This is a genomic window from Corallococcus silvisoli (genome assembly GCF_009909145.1).
GTDB lineage: Bacteria > Myxococcota > Myxococcia > Myxococcales > Myxococcaceae > Corallococcus > Corallococcus silvisoli.
Genome location: NZ_JAAAPJ010000007.1, coordinates 170,733 through 193,450, shown reverse-complemented (window position 1 = coordinate 193,450; position 22,718 = coordinate 170,733). Strand labels below are relative to the sequence as shown.

Here is a 22,718-nt window from a genome sequence, read left to right as displayed (position 1 = left end):
GAAAGGCTGAAGAAAAGACTCCCGGTGTCCTGGCGCGCCGCGCGGACCCGGGAGCTGGAGCGCCGGGCTACTGCTCGTCCGACGACGCCCCGTACGCGACCGCCGGGCTCTCCGTCCCGGAGCCATTGGACACGCCGGAACGCTTGACGCGCCGCTTGGGCGGCGGGGCCAGCTTCGGATCCGACGAGAAGAGCGACCGGTAGATGGCCGGCGTGTTGATGTTGACGATGACGCCCGGGTCCTTCATGGGCATGCGGCGCGGGTTGAGCGCGCGAAGCGCCACGTTCAGGTCGTCCCCTTCGGCCTGGAGCAGCTTCTGCGCGGCGCCGCGCGAGAGCACCACCGGCCAGCCCATGGCGTTCTCATACTCCGGCCGCAGGGCCACGACGCCGTCGGTGCCGCCCCGCTCCATCTCCTTGAGCATCGACTTGACGGTCTTGTCGCGCAGCGCGGGCATGTCCACCGGGTGCAGCAGCACCACGTCCGCGTCCTCGGCCAGGGCCGCCTCCAGCCCCGCCTTCACCGACGACAGCAGGCTCTTCTCCCAATCCTTGCTCGTCACCAACTCCAGGCTGGGGTGCTGTTCGCGAACCTCCGCCTCGTTGTAGCCCACCACGCCCAACACCCCGCCCCCCGCCTTCCCGAAGGTGGACGCCAGCGACTGAAGGAAGCTCTTGCCCCCTTCATGCTCGATGAGCGCCTTGGGGTGGGCCATCGACTGGGCCTTGCCCGCCGCCAGGATGATCGCCACTGCCTTCATGACCCGCCTCCTTGCCCTCGACGAAAAGCCGGGGGCACCGCCAACAGGCTGTTGACCTCCTTCCGGGATTGCAGCCCGCCCGCCAGTACGAGTCGTCAGACAGCCGCCAGCCACACGCACAGGTGTTGGCTGTTGGCCCTTCGCGCAAGCGGGGATGTCCACCACCGTTCAGCCAGCCGGCTCACCGGACCTCCCCTCCCCGAAGGCCAGTGGCGCCAACCCGCCCTTCAGTGCAGCCAGCCGCTCGAGGCCGCCAGCCGCGGGGGCGCCGCGGTGTCCACGGTGTTTTCTTCCGGCGCCGCCAGCGCCTTGACGGTCAGAATTTCAGCCAGCCGCGCCAGCGGGCGGCGGCGGGCCACGCGGTGCAGTTCGTCCTCCGTGACCTCGCCCAGCAGGTCGCCCCCATCCCCCTCCACCACGGGCAGCACCTGCACCCCGTGGCGATACATCTGTTGGAGCGCCGCCAGGACGGTGTCCTCCGGGAACAGCGTGATGGCGCGGGTGAGGAGGTTCTGGAACTCAGGGGTGCGGCACATCGACACGTGAGGCCTCCGGTGCTCGGCGTTCGGGCGCCGTGTGCCCCGTGGCCTTAGCAATCCGCTTGCCGACGTCCCGCGAGCCCCGAGGATCCGCTTGCCGGCCTACGGCTTCGCCACGGGCTTCACCGACTCCACCATCTTGCGGAAGCCCTTCTCCGCGCCGTTGACCGTCTTCTCCGGCCCGGTGAGCTTGTAGAAGACCGCGCCCTCCGGGCCCTCCACGATGGCGCCGCGCAGCTTGAAGTTCGGCTTGGGCGCGGAGGGTCCCATCATCGGACCGCCCCCCGCGTACGTGCCCTTCACCTCCACCGTGGTGACGGGCATGCCGTTCACCTTCTCCTGCTTCGTCTTCGCGTCCTTGTCGTCCAGGGGCTTGCCGTCGGGCTTCTGGAACTGCGCCACCCAGCGCTTCACGTTCGCGTCCACCGCGCCGCCCTGGCCCTGCCCGAAGTAGAAGATGGCCAGCTCCGCGTCCTCCGCGTCGCCCTTCGCCGCGGGCACCTTGTACGTCGCCGCGCGCATGGGCCGCGCGGGCTGGACGGCCCACTCCGCGGGCGCGCTCCACGTCAGGCCTCCGGCCTCCTCCGCGCTCGCGCCCATCGCCACCGTCATCGCCAACACCAGCATCAGTCGTTTCATGGGCTGGCAGCGTAACCGCGTTCCCGCGGGCGTCACGCGCCCCTCCCGCACGCACACAGCGAGACGTCCACCCGCACGCGTGAGACGCCACCCCATACCTGACTCATTGCGTCAAGCCCCTCTCTCTTTGTGCCCGGAAGATGGCGTGCTACTCACTGCATTGTTTCCAGCAGTTCACCTTGGGCTGGAGGGGAATCCCACCATGAAGAAATCGCTGTTCCTCGGGGCCATGGCCCTGGGAGCCGTTGCCTGCACGCCGGAGATCGCGCAGGACGCTCCGAATACGAACGTCGGCCTCGCGGAGTTCGATCCCACGGGCACCCCCGCTGTCGTCCCCTCTCCCAACGACCTGGCCATCAATCCGGTCACGAAGCTGGTGGCGGCGCCCATCAACCCGCAGGCGTCCGCCGCGGAGCAGGAGTTCACGCGCGACTACCTGAACACGCTCAACGGCTTCCCGACGTCCGCCATCGCGTCGACCAAGGTGAAGGACCTGGACGCGTTCACGGTGAACGCGCACACGGTCGTCTTCATGGACGTGTACGCGGGCACGCCGCTGGCGAAGCCGGTCACGCCGACGATCGCGTACAACGAGGACACGGACCTCATCAACATCATCCCCCCGGTGGATCCGAACACGGGCCTGCCGGCGTGGCCGAAGGGCGGCCGCTACGCGGTGGCGCTCATCGGCGGTGAGAACGGCCTGAAGACCACCGCGGGCTACCCGGTCATCGGGTCGGCCACGTGGGCCTTCGCCAGCTCCGCGAAGCCGCTGGTCACCTGCGAGGACCTGACCGCGCCGGACTGCGCGCCGGCCACGGAGATCATCCCCTCCACGCAGACGGACCCCGCCAAGCGCCTGGCCGACCAGACCGCCAGCGCCCTGCGGCTGGAGCAGCTGCGCCGCGGCTACGCGCCCATCATCGAGGGCCTGGTCGCCAAGGGCGTCAAGCGCGAGGACGTCGTCCTCGTGTGGACCTTCAGCGTGCTGAACCAGCCGGAGGCCACCATCAACCTGGCGGCCACCGCGCGGGTTCCCACCATCATCCCCTTCCCCAACGACCTGCTGCGCGTGCCGGCCACCGGCACCACGGCGGCGCACCTGAACTTCCCCGTCCCGGCGGAAGCGGGCCTGCAGCGGGACCTCTTCCAGGGCCTCAACACCCTGGACGGCTTCTCCACCACGGGCGCCATCGTGTCGGAGAACGGCGATGCGCAGGGCGTGCTGGACGGCACGATGTACCGCACGCCGGCGGATCCCCCGGCGCCCAAGCTGGACCCGTCCACCCTGGCCACGGGCGTGAAGTTCCTCAAGCTGTCCAACCTGGACAAGGGCACCAAGCCGGACGTGGTGACCTGCCTGGTGAACAACACCGGTGACTGCGGCACCAGCGTGGGCACCGCGGGCGTCGTCGCCGTGCCGCAGCAGCTGCAGATCGTCCCGAAGGCGCCGCTCGATGGCGCCACCCAGTACGGCGCCGTGATGACCACGGACCTGAAGGACACCCAGGGCCGCAACGTCGCCCCGGCCACGGCGTTCGCGCTGATGCGTCTGGCGAACCCGGTGTTCGCCAACGGCAAGAGCCAGATCTCCTCCGTCCCGGACTCGCTCGCGCAGGCGCTGGAGCCGGTGCGCGCGGCCTACAAGCCGTACTTCGACGGGCTGGCCGCCGCGGGCATCCCGCGCTCGAAGATCGCCCTGGGCTGGTCGTTCACCACCCAGAGCACCACGTCCATCCTGCAGCAGCTGTACGCGCTGCCCACGGCGTACTCGACGCCCACGGCGCCGAACTACGTGGTGCCCGCCACCACGCAGGTGAAGCAGGTGATGACCGCCTCCGGCCTGCCGTCCGACAACATCGGCGCGGTCTTCGAGGTGCAGGCCAACACGCCGTTCCTGCTCACGGGCCCCAGCGACACGCTGAACCCGGCCGAGCCGCGCCCCACGCGCTACCCGTTCATGCTGTTCGTGCCCGCCACGGCGGCGCCCGCCACGGGCTGGCCGGTGCTGGTGTTCGGCCACGGCCTGACCAGCAACCGCACCGCGGTGCTGGGCGTCGCCAACAAGCTGACGGGCGCGGGCTACGCGGTCGTCGCGATGGACGCCGTCTACCACGGCGAGCGCTCCAGCTGCGTGGGCTCCGCGTCGGTGGCCGGCGGCTCCGATGACGGCGCGTGCGCCAGCCCCCAGACGCAGCGCTGCGAGACCAACCCCGGGAGCGCGTCCTACGGCCGCTGCGTGGCGCGCGTGGAAGCGTCCCGCGCGGACTGCAGCGCCGCGGTGCGCGGCCAGGTGCCGGGCGACGTGTTCTGCTCCACCATCACGTCCCCGTCGCAGGGCCGCTGCATGGCGGACAACAAGTGCGAGGGCGCGGACTTCCTCCGCAACAGCACGGGCGTCCCGGCCATCTCCGGCTGGAACTTCCTCAACCTGGGCAACCTGTTCACCACGCGCGACAACTTCCGTCACCACGTGGTGGACTTCGGCCAGTTCCTGCGCGTCCTGAGCAGCGCGGAGCTGTCCGCGGCCGTGGGCAAGCTGGACGCCAGCCAGGTGGACTACGTGGGCCAGAGCCTGGGCGGCATCATGGGCACCATGTCCACCGCCGTGTCGCCGCGCGTGCGCCGCTCGGTGCTCAACGTGGCCGGTGGCAACCTGGCGGGCGTGCTGCTGACCGCGCCGGCCTTCGCGGCCCAGAAGACGGCGTTCCTCGCGCAGCTCGCCTCGGCGGGCGTCACCCCGGGCTCCCCGGGCTTCGACACCTTCATCAGCCTGGCGAACACCATCCTGGACCCGGCGGACGCGCGCAACTACGCGTACCTGCTGGAGAACAACTCGGCGGCCGGCACGAACCCCGCCGTGCACCGCGCGTTCATCCAGTACATCGAAGGCGACGAGGTCATCCCGAACCCGAACACGCTGGCGCTCATCGCGTCCGCCAACCGCGCCGACGCGCCGCGCACGGTGGCGTCGTACATGTTCAAGTTCGACACCATCCCCGCGTCCGCCCGCCACGCGTTCCTCAACAACCCCGCCATCCCGGAGGCCGTGCGCAACGCGGCCCAGGACCAGATCATCGGCTTCCTGCAGACCGGCGCCGTGGCGCAGTAACCCGGACCACTGAGAGAGGAATCAAACACCCATGAAAAAGACACTCTCCCTCGTGGCGATGCTCGCGGCCGGTACGAGCCAGGCCGCGGGCTTCCAGATTGACACCCAGAGCGCCCGCGCCACCGGCGTTGGCGGGGCCACCACGGCCTGGCTGGAGGACTCCTCCGCCATCTATTACAACGCGGCCAACATCGTCGGCGTGAAGAAGCTGGACATCACGCTGGGCGACACGGGCATCCTGCCGAGCATCACGTTCCAGCGGCCGGGCATGGAGCAGGAAGGGCAGAAGACGACCCTGTCTCCGCCTCCGCACGTGTTCGTGGTGTACAAGCCCTTCGAGCGGGCGGCGTTCGGCGTGGGCGTGTACACGCCCTTCGGCGCGCGCAGCCGCTGGGAAGACGGCTTCAGCGGCCGCTTCCGCGGCTTCGAGTCCTCGCTGGCGACGTACAACATCAACCCGACGTTCGCGTATGAGCTGCACCCGCGCTTCCGCTTCGGCGCGGGTCTGGACATCACGCGGGCCACCATCGAGCTGACGCGCGGCCTGGACTTCGTCAACAGCGAGGGTGCCATCCACCTGGGCGGCGCGGACTGGGGCTCCGGCTTCAACGTCGGCGTGCAGGCCCGGGTGCTGGACAACCTGAGCATGGGCCTGCACTACCGCAGCTCCATCGACATCGCGTTCAAGGGCAAGGCGGACTTCCAGAACGTGCCGGCGGAGTTCCAGAGCCGCCTGAAGGACCAGTCCGCGAGCGCGAACCTGGTCCTGCCGTCCATGGTGACGGCGGGCCTCGCGTTCCAGCCCATCGACCGGCTGAACGTCTCGTTCGACGCGAGCTGGGTGGACTGGTCCTCCTTCGCGGAGCTGGCCATCCGCTTCGAGGACTCCTCCATCGACAACCCGCTGCCCAAGCGCTGGCACGCGAAGTGGAAGTACTCCCTGGGCGCCGAGTACGGCGTCACGGATGCGCTCCAGGCGCGCGTGGGCTTCGTGTACGACCCGTCGCCCAGCCCCAACAACACGCTGACGCCGGACCTGCCGGACGCCAACCGCATCAAGGCGACGCTGGGCCTGGGCTACCAGTTCCGGCCGTTCCGCGCGGACCTGGGCTACCAGTTCGTCGCGCTGGCGGACAAGGAGAGCAGCGCCCCGGGCATGCCCGGCACGTACGCCGGCACGGCGCACGTGTTCGGCCTGACGCTGGGCTTCTCGCCGGAGTAGTCGGAAGTCCATCCTGAAGCACCCCGGCGCCCGGCTCCTTCCCCACGTGGAAGGGCCGGGCGCTTTCGCTTACGGTGCCGGCCCGTGAGCCCTTCCAAGCCCGGCCGCAACGACCCGTGCCCCTGTGGCAGCGGGAAGAAGTACAAGGCCTGTCACGCCGCCGAGGACCGCGCCAAAGCCGCGCCGCCTCCCACCGCCCCCGCCCATCCGCTGAAGCAGGACCTGGAGGGCGCCATGGCCCTGCTGGGCGACGCGGACGTGTCCCGCCTGTCTCAGGCGCTGGAGCACCTGGGCGCGCTGCTCTCCAGCGCCGGTCCCCAGCCGGGGCTGCGCTACGACGACACAGCCTTCAGCGACCACGTGGGCCAGGCGCTCGCGAAGCTGGCGGCGCGGGAGGGCCTGGATGCCATGGAGGCCCGGAACACGCTGCGGGTGGGCGTGGTGCGGGAGCTGGGCACGCGGAGCTTCCAGGAGAAGCTGGGCGCGGGGCTGCTCGCGCAGGCGGCCCGGAGCGGGCGCACGCCGGAGGAGCGCCGGGCGCTGTGCGTGGGCGCGCTGCTGGCCACGGCGGCGAAGAAGACGGGCAAGGTGCGGCCGGAGGACAACCCGGTGCTGGACGTGGTGTTCGACGTGCAGTTCCGCGAGTGGAGCCAGAAGCACGCGGAAGGGGTGCGCAAGTACGAGGCGCTCATCGCGGGCATGGAGCCGGAGTCGCTGACGCCGGAGGCCTCGGAGGCCCTGCGCCGCGCGGAGGCCGGGGAGCTGGACGCGCTGGTGAAGCACGTGCAGGCGGACCCGGCGCTGGTGGAGCGCATCTCGCGCGAGGCGAAGGAGCGCGCGCAGCGGGTGGAGGCGAAGTTGCGCGAGCCGTCCACGCCGTCCGTCTTCTCCCCGGAGGAGGAGCTGTGGCTCACCTGCGTGCTGTGGGAGCCCCTGCGCGCGATGAAGACCCAGCCCAAGGACGCGCAGGGACGGCGGGAGGTCATCGCCGCGCTGCTGCGCGCGGTGAAGGGCGCGGTGGACGCGGACTTCCTGGAAGGAATGCTGGAGCGGCTGCGCGAGGGGGCCAAGGACCCGGCGGCGGACGAGGCCACGCGCGAGTGGCTCACCGACGCGGCCATCGCCTTCGAGGCGGAGCCGGCGCGGCTGGTGCTGGCGGCGCTGCTCACGGCGCGGCAGGAGGCGCGGGGGCGGAGCGCGGAGGAGCTGGTGGCGCTCGCGGACCTGAAGGCCCTGCCCGCGTGGACGCCGGAGCAGTTGGAGCCGTACCGGCTGCTGCTGGAGAAGGAGGGCCGCGCGGCCGGCGCCCAGCGCATCCACCGCGCGCAGGACTGGCTGCGCGAGCACCCGGTGAAGCTGGACGCGGAGGGCTAGACGATGAGCGCCTTCGCGGTCTGCTGAAGGCGCTCCGTGCCCATGCGCATCAGCAGGCCCTTCAAGCCGGGCTGACTCACGACGTGCCGCTCGAAGGCGGCGCGCTCCAGGCGCAGCACCACGCAGGCCGTCTTCGTGCGCACCGTGGCGGACACGGGCTTGTCGAGCAGCAGCGAGATTTCACCGAACACGTCGCCTTCGCGCAGCTCGGGCAGGGCCACGGTGCGGCCCGCGGGCTGCGACAGGGACAGCTGACACTGGCCGCGCAAGAGCAGGTAGAAGGCGTCGCCCGGCTGGCCCTGGGTGAGCAGCACCTGGCCCGCGGGGATGGCGCGCAGGTCGAACTCGCGCGACATCGCCTGCTTCAGGGTGGGTGACAGCTGGGTGAACAGCGGGCTGGTGCGCAGCAGGTTCTCCACCAGCCGCCGCTGGTAGAAGTCCTGCACCGCCGCGTCCACCTCCGGGTACGCCGCGCTGACGCGGGACAGGGCCTCGCGCTTGAACTCCAGCAGCACGGAGCGCTGCCGCACCTCCACGCTGGCCAGCCTGGGCCCCTCGGACACCAGCGCCACCTCGCCGAAGAAGTCCCCGGGGCCCAGCGTGGCCACGGGCTGGCGCGCGTTGCCCTCCACCCGCCGCGTCACCTCCGCCTGCCCCTCCACCAGCGCGAACATCGAAGCCCCCGGCTGGCCCTCCTCCACCACGCGCTGGCCCGGCCAGAAGGCCCGCACCTCCAGCGCCTCCACCAGCGCCACGAAGGCCTCGCGCCCCACGCCGGACAGGACCGGGACGTGCGTGTCCGGGCGCTCCGCGAGCCACGCGAAGGTGGGGGCCAGCGCGCCGGGAGGCCGGGCGAAGCGCTCCGCCAGGGTGAGGACCGTCCTCGGCCGCGCGCCCCGGAGTCCGCGCGACAGCACGGCGGCGGCCACCGCGCGCAGCAGGTCTCCCGCCTGGGTCCAGGCGAGCGCGGCGTCGTCGTAGGCGCGGGCGGCCTCCGGGGTCCGCTCCAGCCACTCCAGCAGCTCCGCCACGCGCTGGTGGCCCTCGGCGTCCCCGGGTGAGGCGCGCAGGGCGTCCTGGTAGCCCGCCAGCGCCGCCTCCAGCTTCCCCTCGGCGGCGAGGGCCGCCGCCTGGGCCTTCAGCGACCGAGCATGTGGGGTGTCCGCCATGCGGGCCTCTGTAACCCAGCTGCCCGGCGCACGCATCCGTTCGGCGGTCGCGGCGGGGTGTTGGTGGACACCCACCGCTGGCGCTTCAGCTGCTCAAGTCCCTCACGCGCTCCGCCAGGCTCTGCGTGAAGAGGCGGTAGATGCGCAGGGCCGCGGCCTCGTGCGTCTCCAGGAAGTATTGGAAGTCCGTCCGCGTCACCCGCAGCGCGCGCACCACCGTGTGCGCGCGCACGTGCGCGGACACCGGCCCGTCGAGGATGAGCGAGATCTCCCCCAGGAACGCGCCCGGCCCCAGCATGTTGAGCTGGCGCGCGTCCCGGCCCGGGCCCGTGGACACGCTCACCATGCCCTCCAGCAGCACCACCAGCCCCATCCCCTTCGCGCCCTTCTCCAGCACCGTCGTCCCCGCCGGCACCAGCACCGGCCGGGCCAGCCGGTAGAGGTCCCGCATGTCCTCCAATGACAGACCATCGAAGATGGGAATGGCTTTCAGATAGCCATACCCATCCACCACCGGCGGCGCCTTCTCCGCCGCGGCCGCGCCCTCCGGCGGCGACGCGAGCCCCAGCCGCTGGAGCAGCCGCGCCTGCTCCGCCTGGAGCAGCACCGCCCCCGTCCCCGTCGCGTGCTTGATGCCGTCCGCCAGGAGCACCAGCGCGCGCCACGTCGCGCCCTCCGCGTCCAGCAGCTCGCACATGCGCAGCACCGCCTCCGGCCGCTGGCCGTCGTCCACGGGCACCGCGCGCAGCATCTCCAGCTCCGCGTGCGCGTTGCCCAGCACCCGGAACACCTGCGCCGCCTCCATAGGCCGGTGCATGCGGCCCAAGAGGTGCGCCAAGGACTCGCGCGCGCCCAGCGCCTGGTACAGCGCCAGCGCCTGCTCCAGCGAGCCCGCCCGCTCGAAGGCCCCCGCCGCGCGGGCCTGCTCCCCCACCCTCAGCCACGCCTCCGCCGCCAGCAGCGGCGCCCCCGCCTGCTCGTACAGCGGCGCCGCCCCCAGGTCGTCGCCATCCGCCTCCAGCAGCCGCGCCGCGCCCGCGAAGTCGCGCGCCTGCCGCAGCACCTCCACCAGACGGGCACGCGTGTCGGCGGGGACCGCCAGCGCCTCCTCCAGGACCCGCTCGCGCTGCCCGGCCCCCATCGCCTCGTAGGCACGCATCGCCTCCGCGAACGCCCCCTGCATCACCCGCGTCCACACCCCTCGCGTGACACTGGAACCGGGGCCCCCGGCCTCATCGCTCAGGTTCGAATCCACTGGAGTCACGGCCTTGTCGTTCCCCCCGGACACCCTGGCTGACAAAAGGGTGGCCTCACCTGTGTCCGGGACCTCAATTCCGTAGCATCCCGAAACAGGGAAAGCCAGCCATCACGGGAGCTTAAGGCAAGCGTTGGACACTTTCTCCACTGCCCTGCATGGGTGCGCGAGACCTGGGAGGTTGGGGGCCTGGGGCCGCGACCCAACGCGCCTCCACTCAGCCGGCGCGCGGCTCCAGGGGGTCTTCGTCCGGTGCCACCCGCCGCCATTCGGGAAACGGATCCTTCAGCCGAGCCCACGCCGCGGGCCCCTTCGCCAGCTCCGCGGGGGTGAGCAGGCAGCGCTCCAGCGCCGCCGCCAGCGCGTCGTGGTCCGCGTCGCGGGTGATGAACACGACCTCCTGACGCCGGTCGCCGTGGGGCCCGCCCGCCACGTCGCGCTCCACCTCCGCGCGCACCTCCGGGTCGTCGGGCCACTCCTCGCGCGGCGTCGCGGCCCACCAGAGGCCCGCGGGTTCGAAGCCGCACGCGCCGCCCGCCTGGGCCCACAGGCCGGTGATGTCCATGCGCGTCGCCAGCCAGAAGAACCCCTTGCTGCGCAGCACCCCCTTCCAGCTTCCGTGCACGAAGTCCCAGAAGCGCTTCGGGTGCAGCGGCACGCGGCTGCGGAAGACGAAGCCGCGGATGCCGTAGGACTCGCTCTCCGGCAGGTGTTCGCCGCGCAGCTCCTGGAGCCAGCCGGGGGCGCGGCTCGCCCGCTCGAAGTCGAACGCGCGCGTGTCCAGCACCTCCCGCAGCGGCACCCGGCCCCGCTCCGACCGGAGGATGCGCGCCTGGGGATTCAACCGGCGCAGCACCGCCTCCACCCGCCCCAGCCCGTCGGCGTCCACCAGGTCCGTCTTGTTCAGCACCAGCACGTCCGCGAACTCCACCTGCTCCACCAGCAGGTCCACCACCGTGCGCTCCTCCTCCTCCGCCAGCGCCAGCCCGCGCTCCGCCAGCCCCTCCGACGCCTCCCAGTCCCGCAGGAAGTTGAACGCATCCACCACCGTCACCAGCGTGTCCAGGCGCGCCAGCGTGGACAGGCCCTGGCCCTCCGCGTCCTCGAAGGTGAAGGTCTCCGCGACGGGCAGCGGTTCGGAGATGCCGGTGGATTCGATGAGCAGGTAGTCGAAGCGCTTCGCCTTCGCCAGCTTCGACACCTCCTTCAAGAGGTCCTCGCGCAGCGTGCAGCAGATGCACCCGTTGGACAGCTCCACCAGCTTCTCGTCCACGCGGCGCAGCGCGGCGCCCCCCTGCCGCACCAGCTTCGCGTCGATGTTCACCTCGCTCATGTCGTTGACGATGACCGCCACCCGCAGGCCCTCGCGGTTGGTGAGCACGTGGTTGAGCAGCGTCGTCTTCCCCGCCCCCAGGAATCCCGACAGCACCGTCACCGGCAGGCGCGTGTCCTTGTCTTCAAGCATCGTACGGCTCCAGCATGGGTTCGCGATTAGATGTAACTCAGTTACAAGTACACATCAAGTACACATGGATGGGGTCGCGGCGCCTTCGGACGCCCTGAAGGTGGGATACCGGCCGCCTGCCCTGCGCGCGGGGAGGCGCGGTCCGGCCGGAGGGGCTCCCGAGCGCAAGCATCCCTATGCAGGCGCGCGCCCGGCGCTATCGTGGGGGGCCATGGGGCCAGCGCCGGAGCGGCGGATGCGAAAGCCACGAATCATGGGGGATGTGCGAACGGCGGCGGCCGCGGCCGCCCTGCTGGGCTCGGGCGCGGCGTGGGCGCACGCGGGCCTCCCGGAGACATCCAACGTCACGCTGCGGCGGGGACACCCCGAGGACGTCTTCGTGGGCGCCACGTTCGGAGCGATCATCTCGCGCGACAGTGGGCGGACGTGGCGCTGGGTGTGCCCGGATGCGATGGGCTATGGCGGCTGGCGCCCGGAGTCCTTCATCTGGCGCGAGACGGGGACGCTGCTGGCGGCCACCGGCAACGCGCTCCTGAGCTCCAAGGACGGCGCGTGCTCGTGGTCCACGCACCCCGCCTTCAAGGACACCTGGGTGACGGGGCTCGCCGCGCAGCCCGGCGATGACGCGGTGCTGTACGCGTCCACGGGCCGCTCCACGGCGGCGAGGAACGGGCTGTTCCGCTCGGATGACGGCGGGGAGACGTGGCGGGCGCTGCCGCTCCAGCGCGACGGCATCGTCTTCTCCGCGGTGCGCGTATCGGCGGCGGACCCTCGCACGCTCTACGTGTCCGCGTGGGACACGGCGCGCATGTACCTGTTCCGCAGCGACGACGCGGGCGACACGTGGGAGGAGCTGCCCCAGGCGTTCCCGGACCTGGTGCGCCCGTTCGACTTCGTGGTGACGGCGACGGACCCCACGGACTCCCGCGGCGTCTGGGCCCGCGTGTCCGCGCAGGGCACCACGCACATCCTCCACAGCACGGATGGCGGGCGCACCTTCCCCCCGAGCCCGGGCGGAGGCATCGAGGACGTCTTCGTCAACATGGACCTCTCCGCCGACGGCGGCACCGCGTGGGTGTCCACCTACAACGCCTTCTTCCGCAGCCAGGCGGGAGGGCCCTTCACCCAGCTGGAGCTGCCCACCGGCAACGCGTGCGTGACGCGCGTGGGCGACGTGCTCTACGGCTGCGGCTCGCCGTGGCTCCATGACTGGTCGCTGGCGCGCAGCCACGACGAGGGCACCACCTGGGAGCCGCTCTTCAGCCTGGAGCAGATCCAAGGCAGCCACCAGTGTCCGGCGGGCACGCCCGTGCGAGAGCTGTGTCCGTCGCGGTGGCCCCAGCTCGCGGGGACGATTGGCGCGCCCCTCTACCCGGACGGGATGCCGGATGGCGGCGGCATTCCGGAGGGCGGCACGCCGGACGCGGGCGCCCCCGATGCCGGCGCGCCGCCCACCGACGCGGGGACGACGCCCTCCAGCCCGAAGCCGTCCTCCGGCTGCGCCGCCGCGCCCGCGGGCACCCTCCTTCCCCTGTTCCTTCTCCCCTGGTGGCGCCGCGGCCGGCGGCGCGAGGACCCTTGCCCATGACGATGCTGAGAACCTCCCTGCTGTGGAGCACCGCCGCCGTCGCGCTGCTCGGCCTGACGGCCTGTCACGGCGACGACCCCGAAACGGCCGACTGTGGTGAGCCGCTGTACGCCGGCGGCGCCACGGACGAGGCCTGGCGCACGCTGGTGGACGCCCAGAGCCGGCCCGAGGACAGCTCGCGCGCGGTGACGCTCGTGTCGCCGGAGTCCGGGCAGACGTACGCGCCGGACGCGGCAGCGCCGCTGTGGCGGTGGACGTCCCCCCTGCGCGCGTCGCTCCAGCGGCCCGGCCGCGCCACGCCCCTCCGGGAGGCCGCCCCGCGCGAGTCGAAGCGGTCGATGCTCGCGTGGCTGGGCGACCTCGTCCTGCCCAGCGCGGAGGCCCACCTGCCGCCGTACACGGGCGACCTGTACTGGGTGAAGGTGTACACGACGGGGCGCCAGTGCCCCCTCGCGCAGCTGTTGACGTCGGAGTTGCAGTGGCAACTGGATGACGGCTCCTGGCGGACGCTGCGGGACGCCGCGGGCGCGACGTTCTCGGTCCAGGTGACGAGCGCGTACCTGGTGCAGAACCGCATCACGGAGGGGCCCTACACGATGGGGTCCACGGTTCCCTTCACGCTGGGGCGCGAGAAATGAGGCGTGTGGCCTGGCTTTGCGCGCTGGCGCTGGGCGCGTCTTGCAACGATGGGGCGCTCCGGGCGGAGGGCACGCTGGAGGTGCCTCCGCTGACGTACGCGGATCCGAACCCATGGACGCGCGGGGGCGCGACGGTGCCGCCTCCGGGGCCTTCCGGGCGGCTGCTCGTGACCAACAGCCTGGATGACTCCGTGAGCCTGCTGGACATGGACGGGCTGGGCACGCCGGGCTGGGGCGAGCTGGCGCGCGTGCCGGTGGGGCTCAACCCCGTGGAGCTGGAGGGGCCGCACCACACGGCGGTCTCCCCCGGCGGGGACTTCTACTACGTGGGCATCTCCAACTACGTGCCCGGCGGCGGCTCCGGTCCTCACGGCGCGCACGGCACCGGCACGGCGGATGGCTACTGCCTGAAGCTGAGCGCGAAGGACAACCGGCTGGTCGCGTCCGCGCGCGTGGACCGCAACCCCGGAGACGTCATCGTCAGCGCGGACGGGCGCACGCTGTACCAGACGCACTTCGACCTGCTGCGCATCGCGGACGTGGCGCGTCAGGGCGGCCCGGAGGAGGACATGGTGGCGCGGATGGCCATCCTGGACGCGGCGACGATGGAGGTGAAGTCGCGGGTGAAGGTGTGCCCCGCGCCGCACGCGGTGCGCCTGTCCCAGGATGAGCGCACGGCGTACGTGGCCTGCTGGTCGGACGAGGTCGCGGTGGTGGACCTGGCGACGGAGGGCACGCCGGTGACGCGCGTGAAGGTGGCCGCTGGCGCGGGCACCGCGACGAATCCCCGCCACCAGCCTTACGCGCTCACCGTGTCGCCCACCACGGGGGACGTGTGGGTCAGCTCCCTGGCGAGCCGGCAGGTGCAGGTGCTGGAGCCCGGGACGCGCACGATGAACCCGGCGCGCACGGTGTATCTGCGCGGCTCGCCCATGTTCGGCGCGTTCACGCGGGACGGCGGCATGCTGTACCTGCCCTACCAACAGGAGGACGCGGTGGCGGTCATCGACCCGGTGACGTCCACGGTGACGCGCACGTTGCCGCTGTCCCAGGCGGGCTGCCTCAACGTGCACCAGTTCATGCTGACCCCCGACGAGCGTCAGGGCCTCGCGGTCTGCGAAGGCGACCACCTTGGCCCAGGCACGTTGCACGTCGTGGACCTGGCGGAGGGCACGGTGGTGTCCACGGTCCAGATGGGCCTCTTCCCGGACTCGGTGAGCCTGCTGCGGGGGACGCCATGAAGCGCCTTCTCGCGAGCGTGGCCGCGCTGGGGCTGGGCGCGCTGGCCGGGTGCGGTGACAGCGAGCCTCGCCCGGCCGCGGACTACGGGGAGTCGCTGTTCCAGGACGCGCGGCTGTCGGAGAGCACGTTCAACCGCTTCTCGTGCGCGACGTGCCACGTGACGACGCCCGCGCTGCCGGCGGGCCGCATCGACGCGGGCTACTCGCTGTACAACGTGGCGGCGCGGCCCAACTGGTGGGGGGGCTACGAGACGCACCTGCTGGACGCGGTGAACTTCTGCTACGTGAACTTCATGCGCGGGGTGACGAAGCTGGAGGCGGAGGACCCTCGCTCCCGCGCCCTGTATGAATACCTGTCGCGCATCAGCCCGGACGCGCAGGCGCCCGCGCTGCCGTTCACGGTGGTGAAGGACATCGAGGACGTGCCCCGGGGCGATGCCGCGCACGGGGAGGCGGTGTACCGGGCGGCGTGCCAGGACTGCCACGGCGCGACGCACACGGGCGCGGGGCGGCTGACGGAGCTGGCCTCCGTGTTGCCGGAGGTGACGCAGGACTACGACCGGCTCTTCCCGGGCATCCCGCACGCGCAGGTCGTCATCGAGAAGGTGCGGCACGGCCAGTTCTTTGGCGTGGGGGGCAACATGCCACCCTACAGCCGGGAGGCGCTGTCCGACGCGGACCTGGGCGCCCTGCTGGCATACCTGGGGCTGTAGCCACGCACGGGCGTCCTCCCTGGCAAGCGGCCAGGCAGGACGGGAAGCGCCCGGCGTTCCGCCCCTGCCAATGCACGCCGGGCATCCGCACCTCTGAGGAATCCATGGCCTCGGCGGGTTCACAGGAGCGGGGCCCTTCGTCGGAAGGGCGCACGCCCAGGGCGGGTGCGGTCCCGTCGTCCCTGGCCGAGCTGCTGGAGACCCACCGCGACGCCATCACGGACGATTGGGTCGCCCGCATGGCCGCCCTCGCGGCCCCCCTGCACCTGTCGCGCGAGCAGATCATCGACGGCCTGCCTGCGTTCCTTGCCGAGCTTCGCGAAGCGCTGTCGCGCGCGGAGGCCGAGGGCGTGGACTTCGACTCGCTCCACCACGAGGAGACCTCCGAGGCGCACGGCCGCAGCCGCCTGCGCATGGGCTTCGACGTGGCCCTGGTCACGCGCGAGTACACCCTGCTGCGCGACTGCATCCTGGAGCGGGCGGAGCGCGAGGGCCTGGAGCCCCCGCTGTCACAGCTGCGGCTGCTCAGCGCCTGCATCGACACCGCGCTCGCGCAGGCCGTGGTCCCGTTCGAGCTGGACAGCTCCGAGCGCCGCCGCTTCGAGGCCGATGAGCGCGAGCGCTTCTTTCAGCTGTCCCCGGACATGTTCTGCATCGCGGGCCTGGACGCGTACTTCAAGCGGGTGAACGTGTACTTCCTCCACGTGCTGGGCTGGAGCGAGGCGGAGCTCTACCAGCAGCCCTTCCTGGACCTGGTCCACCCCGACGACCGGCAGGCCACGCTCGACGAGGTGGGCAAGCTGGCCCAGGGCATCCCCACGCTGCGCTTCGAGAACCGCTTCCGCACCAAGGACGGCCAGTACCGGTGGCTCGCCTGGGCCGCGCGCCCCGTGCCCGAGCTGGGGCTCATCTACGCCGCCGCGCGCGACATCACGGAGCAGAAGGCCGTCGCCGCGGAGCGCGAACGCCTGATGGACGCCCTGCGCGACAGCGAGGGGCGCTTCCGCAACATGGCGGACCACGCCCCCGTGATGCTCTGGGTGACGGACGTGGATGGCTCCACGACCTACATGAACCGGGGCTGGTACCACTTCACCGGCCAGACGGAGGCCACGGGGCTGGGCTTCGGCTGGCTCGACGCCGTCCACCCCGACGACCTGGAGCGCACGCGGCAGACCTTCATCCTCGCCAATGCCAGACACACGCCCTTCCGGTTGGACTACCGGCTGCGCGGCCAGGACGGCCGGTACCGCTGGGCCGTCGACACCGGCTCGCCCCGCTTCGACACGGAGGGGCACTTCCTGGGCTACATCGGCAGCGTCATCGACATCACCGACCGCAAGCAGGCGGAGGTGGAGCGGGAGGCCCTGCTCGCCCGCGAGAGCGCCGCGCGCCAGGATGCGGAGGAAGCCAATCAGCTCAAGGACGAGTTCCTCGCCACCATCAGCCACGAGCTGCGCACGCCGCTGACGGCCATCCTGGGCTGGGTGCAACTGCTGCGCACCGGCCACCTGCCGGAGCCCCGCCGCGAACGCGCGCTCGAGACCATGGAGCGCAACGCGCGCGCGCAGGGTCAGCTCATCGAGGACCTGCTGGACGTCAGCCGCATCATGTCCGGCAAGCTCAGGCTGGATGTGAAGCCGGTGGACCTGTCGGCCGTGGTGCAGCAGGCGCTCGACTCGGTGCGGCCCGCGGCGGACGCGCGGGGGGTCCAGCTGGGGGCCACGGTGGACACCTCCAGCAGCGTCATGGGCGACACGCACCGGCTCCAGCAGGTGGTGTGGAACCTGCTGTCCAACTCGGTGAAGTTCACGCCCCGCGGCGGCCACGTGCGGCTGGTGGTGGCGCGGCGGGACTCCCTGGTGGAGCTCACCGTCGAGGACACCGGCCAGGGCATCCCCGAGGCCTTCCTGCCCCACGTCTTCGAGCGCTTCCGTCAGGCCGACAGCGGCACGACGCGCAAGACGGGCGGCCTGGGGCTGGGACTGGCCATCGTGCGCCACATCGTGGAGATGCACGGCGGCACCGTCTCCGCCGCCAGCGAGGGCGAGGGCCAGGGCGCCGTCTTCACGGTGCGCCTGCCCCTGTCGGTCACGCAGCGGCGCGGCCCGGAGGTGCCCACGGCGCCCCGGACCTCGGCCCCGGGCCCGGCGACCGCGCATCCCTCGGAGCTGGACGGAGTGCGCGTGCTGGTGGTGGACGACGAGGAGGACGCGCGCGAGCTGTTGAGCACGCTCCTGGAGGAGAACGGCGCCAGCGTGCTCACCGCCGGCTCCGCGGCGGAAGGGCTCCAGGTCATCCAGGCGGAGCGCCCCGACGTGCTGGTCTCCGACATCGGCATGCCGGGCACGGATGGCTACGGGTTCATCGAGCGCGTTCGCGCGCTGCCCGAAGAGCAGGGCGGGCGCACCCCAGCGGTGGCCATCACGGCCTATGCCCGCTCCGAGGACCGCACCCGCGTGCTGCGCGCCGGCTTCCAGAGCCACGTGCCCAAGCCCGTGGAGCCCGTGGAGCTGCTCGCCGTGCTCGCGTCGCTCGCGGGCCGCTTCCAGAAGCAGCCGAAGGACTGAGGTCACGCGAGCCAGAGCGCCGCGCGTCCACCGGGGCCTCGGGGCGCGCCGATGACCCGAGCACGCGCGGAGCCCGTGCACGGGAGCCACGCGCGGTGCGCCAGGGGCCGTGGGACATCGACGCCTCGGAGCACGGACCCGCGCATGCACGGGAGCCGAGCGCTCGGTGCACCAGGGCCGTGGGACGCCCGACACCTCTGGACGCATCCTTGTGGCCAGCGGGCGGGGACAGGGCTTAGCTTGCAGGTCATGCGTCCGCCGCCCGGACAACTGGCGATGTTCGACGCCCCGTCCCCCGGGAACACCCCGGCGCACGCGCGGCTGCCCTCGCGCGAGGACGCGCTGCCCCGCGCCGCCGAGCTGGCCCGCCGCGTGTCCGCCCTGCTGGGCATGCCCGTGCACCTGCGCCTCACCGACAACCGCGCCACCCTGGTGAGCTACCGCCGCCTCCCCGAGGGCCTCCGGCTGCGCCTGCACCACCTCTTCCTGGACGCGCCGGACCCGGTGGTGCGCGCCCTCGCCCTCTACGTGTCCGGCGACCCCGCCGCGCGCGACGCGCTGGAGACCTTCAGCCACGCGCACCAGGCGCAGGTGCGCCGCGAACGCGAACCGGGCGAACCCCTTCGCACGCGCGGACGCTGCTTCGACCTCAAGGCCGTCCACGCCCGCCTGGACGCGGCCTGGTTCGACGGGCGCGTGCAGGGCGTGGAGGTCGGCTGGGCCCGCCGCCCCGGCCGCCGCACCCGCCGCACCATCCACCTGGGCGGCTACGACGCGCGCCTGCGCGAGGTGCGCGTCCACCCCGCGCTGGACCGCCCCCACGTGCCCGCCTTCGTCGTGGACTTCATCGTCTTCCACGCCCTGCTGCACGCGGACCTCGCCGCCGCCGACGCGGCCCAGGACGCCCACGACGGCACCGGACGCTGCGCCGCCGAACACACCCCCGCCTTCCTCGAACGCGAGGCCGCCTTCCCCCTGCGCGAGTCCGCCTGGCGCTGGCTGCTGGACAACCTGTCCTCGCTGCGGCGCGGATGACCTGCCAGCCCCCCCGCTGAGCCGTTTCCGACAGGCGGCCCCACCTGTCCACCCAGCCCCCTGGGAAGGTGGTGGCCAGCGAGGGCCGCACACTGCATGCTGTCGCCCCGATGCGGTTTTTCAGTGTGGAAGAGGCCAGCCGACTGGTGCCGTTGCTGACGACCATCTTCGGGCGCGTGCGCCCCTGGGTGGAGCGGGTGCAGAAGCTGGCGGAGGTGCTGGACGGCCCGGAGGCCCTACCCGACACGGAGGACGTCCGCACCCAACGCGAGGAGCGCGACGCCCTGCTGGAGCGCATCCGCGTGGAGCTGGTCCCGCTCCAGGAGATGGGCCTGGAGATCAAGGGCGCGGACGGGCTGGTGGACTTCCACGCGCGGCGCGGCGAGGAGCCCGTCTACCTGTGCTGGCGCTACGGCGAGAACACCGTGGCCCACTGGCACGACCTGAAGGCGGGCTTCTCCGGGCGCCTCCCCATCCAGAGCCCGGACGACTTCGAGCCCAGCTACCTCAGCTGACCTCCTCCCGGAGGAAGTGGCCCCCTCAACTCGACAGGCTCTGGTGCAGCAGGCCCAGCTTGTTGCGCGCGGACAGCAGCTGCTGGCGCAGCGAGTCCGCCTGTCGGCCGATGTCCGCGAACCGGTCCGCGTCCGCCGCCTGGGACAGCGTCGCCGCCTCGTCCGCCACCTCCGCCATCCGGTCCTGCAGCGACGTGAAGACGGACGTCAGCCGCGCGTCCTCCTCCGCCGTGCGCGTGGCCTGCTGCCGGAGCGCCGCGAACTCCTGCATGCGCCCGTTGAGGTCCGCCGCGCTCTGCCCCAGCGCGCCGTAGCGCGTGAGCAGGTCCTTGAACGCCTCCGTGCGCCGCTGCAGCTCCTGCGCGCACGCGTTGACGGCGTCCGCCTGCGTCTGCTGGCGGGTGCGCACCCCGGTGATGGCCTGCACCAGCGCGCCCACGCGCACGCGGAGCGCGTCGTCCAGGTCCGCCAGGTCCTTCAACGTCTTGGAGGCGCGCTCCAGCTGCTTCTCCGAGGTCAGGGGCGCCTCCTGGAGCTGGCGCGCCAGCGATTCGAAGCGAAGCAGCTCTGCGTCGAGCGCCTCGGCGGCGGAGACCAGCTCGGAGGACGGGGGGGTGTCACGCTTGCTCATGGGGCAGGGAGGATGCCACGGCCGGCTGCCCGCTCCCTCGCGTTCGCCTGCCTGCTTCGGGAGCCTGTGCTCGGGGGCGGACAGTGCGACTTCCGGCCCTCGCCAACGCCCGGGGGCGTCTCCAGCTTTCCGTGACACGTCGCGTCCGGAGGTCTGAAGCCATGCCCGTGGATTTCTCCATCACCGTGCTCGTCACTGGCGCCACCGGCCAGCAGGGCGGCGCCGTGATCCGCCAGCTCCTCAACCGCGGCCACCACGTGGTGGCCCTGGTGCGGGACGTGGAGTCCCCCTCGGCCCGCGCCCTCCAGAAGCCGGGCGTCGTGCTGGCGCAAGGCGACTTCGAGGACCGCCGCACCCTGGAGCGCGCGATGCGCGGCGTGGACGCCGTCTACGCCATGGGCACGCCCTTCGGCTCCGGCGGCGTGGACGCGGAGATCCACCACGGCCAGAACCTCGCGGACGCGGCCAAGCGCTCCGGCGTGCGGCACTACGTGTATTCCTCCGTGGCGGGCGCGTCGGAGCTCACCGGCATCCCGCACTTCGACAGCAAGCACGCGGTGGAGCTGTACCTGCGGCGCCTGGACATGCCCTTCACCATCCTGGGCCCCACCTACTTCATGGAGAACCTCACCCAACGGCCGCTCCGGGACGCGCTGGCGTCCGGACAGCTTCCGGTCGCGCTGCCCGCCTCGCGCGGCCTGCAGATGGTGGCGGTGGATGACCTGGGGGCCTTCGCGCTGCAGGTGCTGGAGGATCCGGAGAAGTTCATCGGCGAGCGCATCGACGTCGCCTCCGACGAGGTGACGGGCCAGCAGGCCGCGGCGCTGCTCTCCATGGTGAGCGGACACCGCATCCACTTCGAACAGGTGCCCCTGGAGCAGCTGCACCAACAGAGCGAGGACCTGGCGGCCATGTTCGAGTGGCTGGACAAGGTGGGCTACCACGCGGACATCCTCACCCTGCGCAACGACTACCCGCGCGTCACCTGGCAGACCTTCGAGACCTGGGCGCGCCATCAGGATTGGGGCTTCATCACGTCCCCCTCCTGGCCAGCCACCGCCGCCGAGCCGGTGACGCCCCAACCGTAGGCCCCCTGCCCGCGCGCTCGCCCGCCGGGGTGGAGGACGGGGCATGTCAGCCGCTGAACGCCGCGCGCCTACCTTCAGGTGAAGGAGGCATTGCGATGCGAGCACGGGTGTTGGGGGCCGCGGCATTGTTGTTGGTGGCGGGCTGCGCGGCCCAGACGAAGTTGCGCCCCACTCCGGAGGCGGGGGTCCTCCAGAACGGCAAGAGCGGCGCCATCACGGAACAGCAGGGCGTGCGGCTGGTGGCGGACTCCTCCGCGTGGCAGGGGGCCCCGTACGACCTGGAGCGGCGCCTCACCCCCATCTACATCCGCCTGGAGAACCAGGGAGACCGTCCCCTCCGGGTCCAGTACCCGTCGTTCGCGTTGGTGGGCCAGCAGTCCCGGTTCCGCTACAGCGCGCTGCCCCTGGTGTCGCTGCGGCGGGCCATGTCCTCCAGGGACCCGGCCTGGGTCCCTCCGTCCTACAACGGCGTGGTGGCCCCCTCGGTCAGCCTGCGCGTGGGCCCGGGCGCCTACGCCTACGGCCCTCGCCGGGGCTGGGGACCGCGCTGGTACGGCCCGTGGTGGGGCAGCCCGTTCTACGACCCGTACCTGTACTACGGGCCCCCGCGCTACGTGGAGCCGCTGCCCACGGCGGACATGATCAACAACGCGCTGCCAGAGGGCACGCTGGAGCCCGGGGGGACGCTGGAGGGCTTCCTGTACTTCCAGGGCGTGGTCCACCGCGAGGACGCGGTGACGCTCCAGATGAACCTGGTGGATGCCCAGACGGGGGAGCCGTTCGGGACGCTCGCCATCCCCTTCCAGGTGAGCAAGGGCTAGCTAGTGCAGCAGCGTGCTGGGCGGCACGTAGGGGGAGCGCCCGCCGTCGTGCGCCAGGTCGATGAGCCGCGCGTCCTCGGGCTGCCCCAGCGCGCGCCGCACCTCCGAGCCCCGCACGGGCAGGCCCCAGAGCGGCCCCAGGAGGAACAGGTCCAGCGCCCCGGACAGCAGCGGCGCCAGCCCGGCCAGCGCGACCGCCACGCCCCGGGGAGAGCCCGCCCGCAGGCCTCCCAGGACCATGCCCGTGCCCGCCAGAATCCGCACCCACCGTCCCGTCCGCGACGCGATGAAGCCGACCATGCACACCTCCCCACGCCGAAGATGAACACGCGCGAGGGGGCGA

At 72.1% G+C, this 22,718-nt stretch carries 20 protein-coding genes; 12 read left to right on the top strand and 8 right to left on the bottom strand.

Annotated features, from left to right (window positions below; all coding sequences use genetic code 11):
- Positions 1-67 precede the first annotated feature (67 nt).
- The 3 genes from GTY96_RS15140 to GTY96_RS15130 form a co-directional block, all read right to left on the bottom strand.
- Positions 68-760, bottom strand: a complete 693-nt coding sequence (locus tag GTY96_RS15140) for a nucleotidyltransferase family protein (protein ID WP_143903696.1) — start codon at positions 758-760, stop codon at positions 68-70.
- A gap of 227 nt (positions 761-987) precedes the next feature.
- Positions 988-1,296: a CBS domain-containing protein gene (locus GTY96_RS15135; RefSeq protein ID WP_143903694.1), complete on the bottom strand. Its 309-nt coding sequence runs from the start codon at positions 1,294-1,296 to the stop codon at positions 988-990.
- Between the two features lie 105 nt (positions 1,297-1,401).
- Positions 1,402-1,938 carry a hypothetical protein gene (locus GTY96_RS15130; protein WP_186001975.1) on the bottom strand — a complete coding sequence of 179 codons (537 nt, stop codon included), beginning with the start codon at positions 1,936-1,938 and terminating at the stop codon, positions 1,402-1,404.
- A 202-nt stretch (positions 1,939-2,140) separates the two neighbouring features.
- Between GTY96_RS15130 and GTY96_RS15125 the strand changes: the two genes are divergently transcribed.
- The 3 genes from GTY96_RS15125 (at position 2,141) to GTY96_RS15115 (ending at position 7,646) form a co-directional block, all read left to right on the top strand.
- A complete protein-coding gene (locus GTY96_RS15125) occupies positions 2,141-5,050 on the top strand; it encodes a hypothetical protein (RefSeq protein WP_161665103.1) in 2,910 nt (969 codons plus the stop codon).
- 31 nt (positions 5,051-5,081) lie between these two features.
- Positions 5,082-6,272 carry an OmpP1/FadL family transporter gene (locus GTY96_RS15120; protein ID WP_143903690.1) on the top strand — a complete coding sequence of 397 codons (1,191 nt, stop codon included), beginning with the start codon at positions 5,082-5,084 and terminating at the stop codon, positions 6,270-6,272.
- Positions 6,273-6,356: 84 nt separating this feature from the next.
- Positions 6,357-7,646 carry a YecA family protein gene (locus GTY96_RS15115; RefSeq protein ID WP_161665102.1) on the top strand — a complete coding sequence of 430 codons (1,290 nt, stop codon included), beginning with the start codon at positions 6,357-6,359 and terminating at the stop codon, positions 7,644-7,646.
- Here GTY96_RS15115 and GTY96_RS15110 read toward each other — a convergent pair.
- From GTY96_RS15110 to zigA, 3 genes are all read right to left on the bottom strand, one after another.
- Complete coding sequence (locus tag GTY96_RS15110) at positions 7,643-8,815, bottom strand: cyclic nucleotide-binding domain-containing protein (RefSeq protein ID WP_161665101.1); 1,173 nt, start codon at positions 8,813-8,815, stop codon at positions 7,643-7,645. The two genes, GTY96_RS15115 and GTY96_RS15110, sit on opposite strands and share 4 nt — an antisense overlap.
- Positions 8,816-8,900: 85 nt before the next feature.
- Positions 8,901-9,998 (bottom strand): cyclic nucleotide-binding domain-containing protein, encoded by a 1,098-nt coding sequence (locus GTY96_RS15105; protein WP_255442380.1) that lies wholly within the window; start codon positions 9,996-9,998, stop codon positions 8,901-8,903.
- Between the two features lie 289 nt (positions 9,999-10,287).
- Positions 10,288-11,535: a zinc metallochaperone GTPase ZigA gene (zigA, locus tag GTY96_RS15100; RefSeq protein ID WP_143903682.1), complete on the bottom strand. Its 1,248-nt coding sequence runs from the start codon at positions 11,533-11,535 to the stop codon at positions 10,288-10,290.
- A 235-nt stretch (positions 11,536-11,770) separates the two neighbouring features.
- Between zigA and GTY96_RS15095 the strand changes: the two genes are divergently transcribed.
- From GTY96_RS15095 to GTY96_RS15065, 7 genes are all read left to right on the top strand, one after another.
- Positions 11,771-13,123, top strand: coding sequence for a WD40/YVTN/BNR-like repeat-containing protein (locus tag GTY96_RS15095; RefSeq protein ID WP_161665100.1), 1,353 nt, complete (start codon positions 11,771-11,773; stop codon positions 13,121-13,123).
- Complete coding sequence (locus GTY96_RS15090) at positions 13,120-13,761, top strand: hypothetical protein (protein WP_143903678.1); 642 nt, start codon at positions 13,120-13,122, stop codon at positions 13,759-13,761. Before GTY96_RS15095 ends, GTY96_RS15090 begins: the two co-directional genes overlap by 4 nt.
- Complete coding sequence (locus GTY96_RS15085; protein WP_161665099.1) at positions 13,758-15,002, top strand: YncE family protein; 1,245 nt, start codon at positions 13,758-13,760, stop codon at positions 15,000-15,002. Before GTY96_RS15090 ends, GTY96_RS15085 begins: the two co-directional genes overlap by 4 nt.
- A complete protein-coding gene (locus GTY96_RS15080; RefSeq protein WP_161665098.1) occupies positions 14,999-15,715 on the top strand; it encodes a c-type cytochrome in 717 nt (238 codons plus the stop codon). Before GTY96_RS15085 ends, GTY96_RS15080 begins: the two co-directional genes overlap by 4 nt.
- A 104-nt stretch (positions 15,716-15,819) precedes the next feature.
- Positions 15,820-18,285, top strand: coding sequence for a PAS domain S-box protein (locus tag GTY96_RS15075; protein WP_161665097.1), 2,466 nt, complete (start codon positions 15,820-15,822; stop codon positions 18,283-18,285).
- A gap of 249 nt (positions 18,286-18,534) precedes the next feature.
- On the top strand, positions 18,535-19,320 hold the full coding sequence (locus tag GTY96_RS15070; RefSeq protein ID WP_235685627.1) for a hypothetical protein: 786 nt from the start codon (positions 18,535-18,537) through the stop codon (positions 19,318-19,320).
- Positions 19,321-19,430: 110 nt separating this feature from the next.
- Positions 19,431-19,835: a DUF2203 domain-containing protein gene (locus tag GTY96_RS15065; RefSeq protein WP_143903670.1), complete on the top strand. Its 405-nt coding sequence runs from the start codon at positions 19,431-19,433 to the stop codon at positions 19,833-19,835.
- 25 nt (positions 19,836-19,860) lie between these two features.
- Here GTY96_RS15065 and GTY96_RS15060 read toward each other — a convergent pair whose 3' ends face one another.
- A complete protein-coding gene (locus GTY96_RS15060) occupies positions 19,861-20,466 on the bottom strand; it encodes a hypothetical protein (protein ID WP_161665096.1) in 606 nt (201 codons plus the stop codon).
- Positions 20,467-20,627: 161 nt separating this feature from the next.
- On the opposite strand from GTY96_RS15060, the gene GTY96_RS15055 reads away from it, so the two are divergent.
- Both GTY96_RS15055 and GTY96_RS15050 read left to right on the top strand, forming a co-directional pair.
- Positions 20,628-21,554, top strand: coding sequence for an NmrA/HSCARG family protein (locus GTY96_RS15055; protein WP_201756096.1), 927 nt, complete (start codon positions 20,628-20,630; stop codon positions 21,552-21,554).
- Positions 21,555-21,649: 95 nt separating this feature from the next.
- Positions 21,650-22,375 carry a hypothetical protein gene (locus GTY96_RS15050; protein WP_143903666.1) on the top strand — a complete coding sequence of 242 codons (726 nt, stop codon included), beginning with the start codon at positions 21,650-21,652 and terminating at the stop codon, positions 22,373-22,375.
- Here the strand turns inward: GTY96_RS15050 and GTY96_RS15045 are convergent, their stop codons facing one another.
- Complete coding sequence (locus GTY96_RS15045; protein WP_201756095.1) at positions 22,376-22,675, bottom strand: hypothetical protein; 300 nt, start codon at positions 22,673-22,675, stop codon at positions 22,376-22,378.
- Between the last annotated feature and the right edge of the window lie 43 nt (positions 22,676-22,718).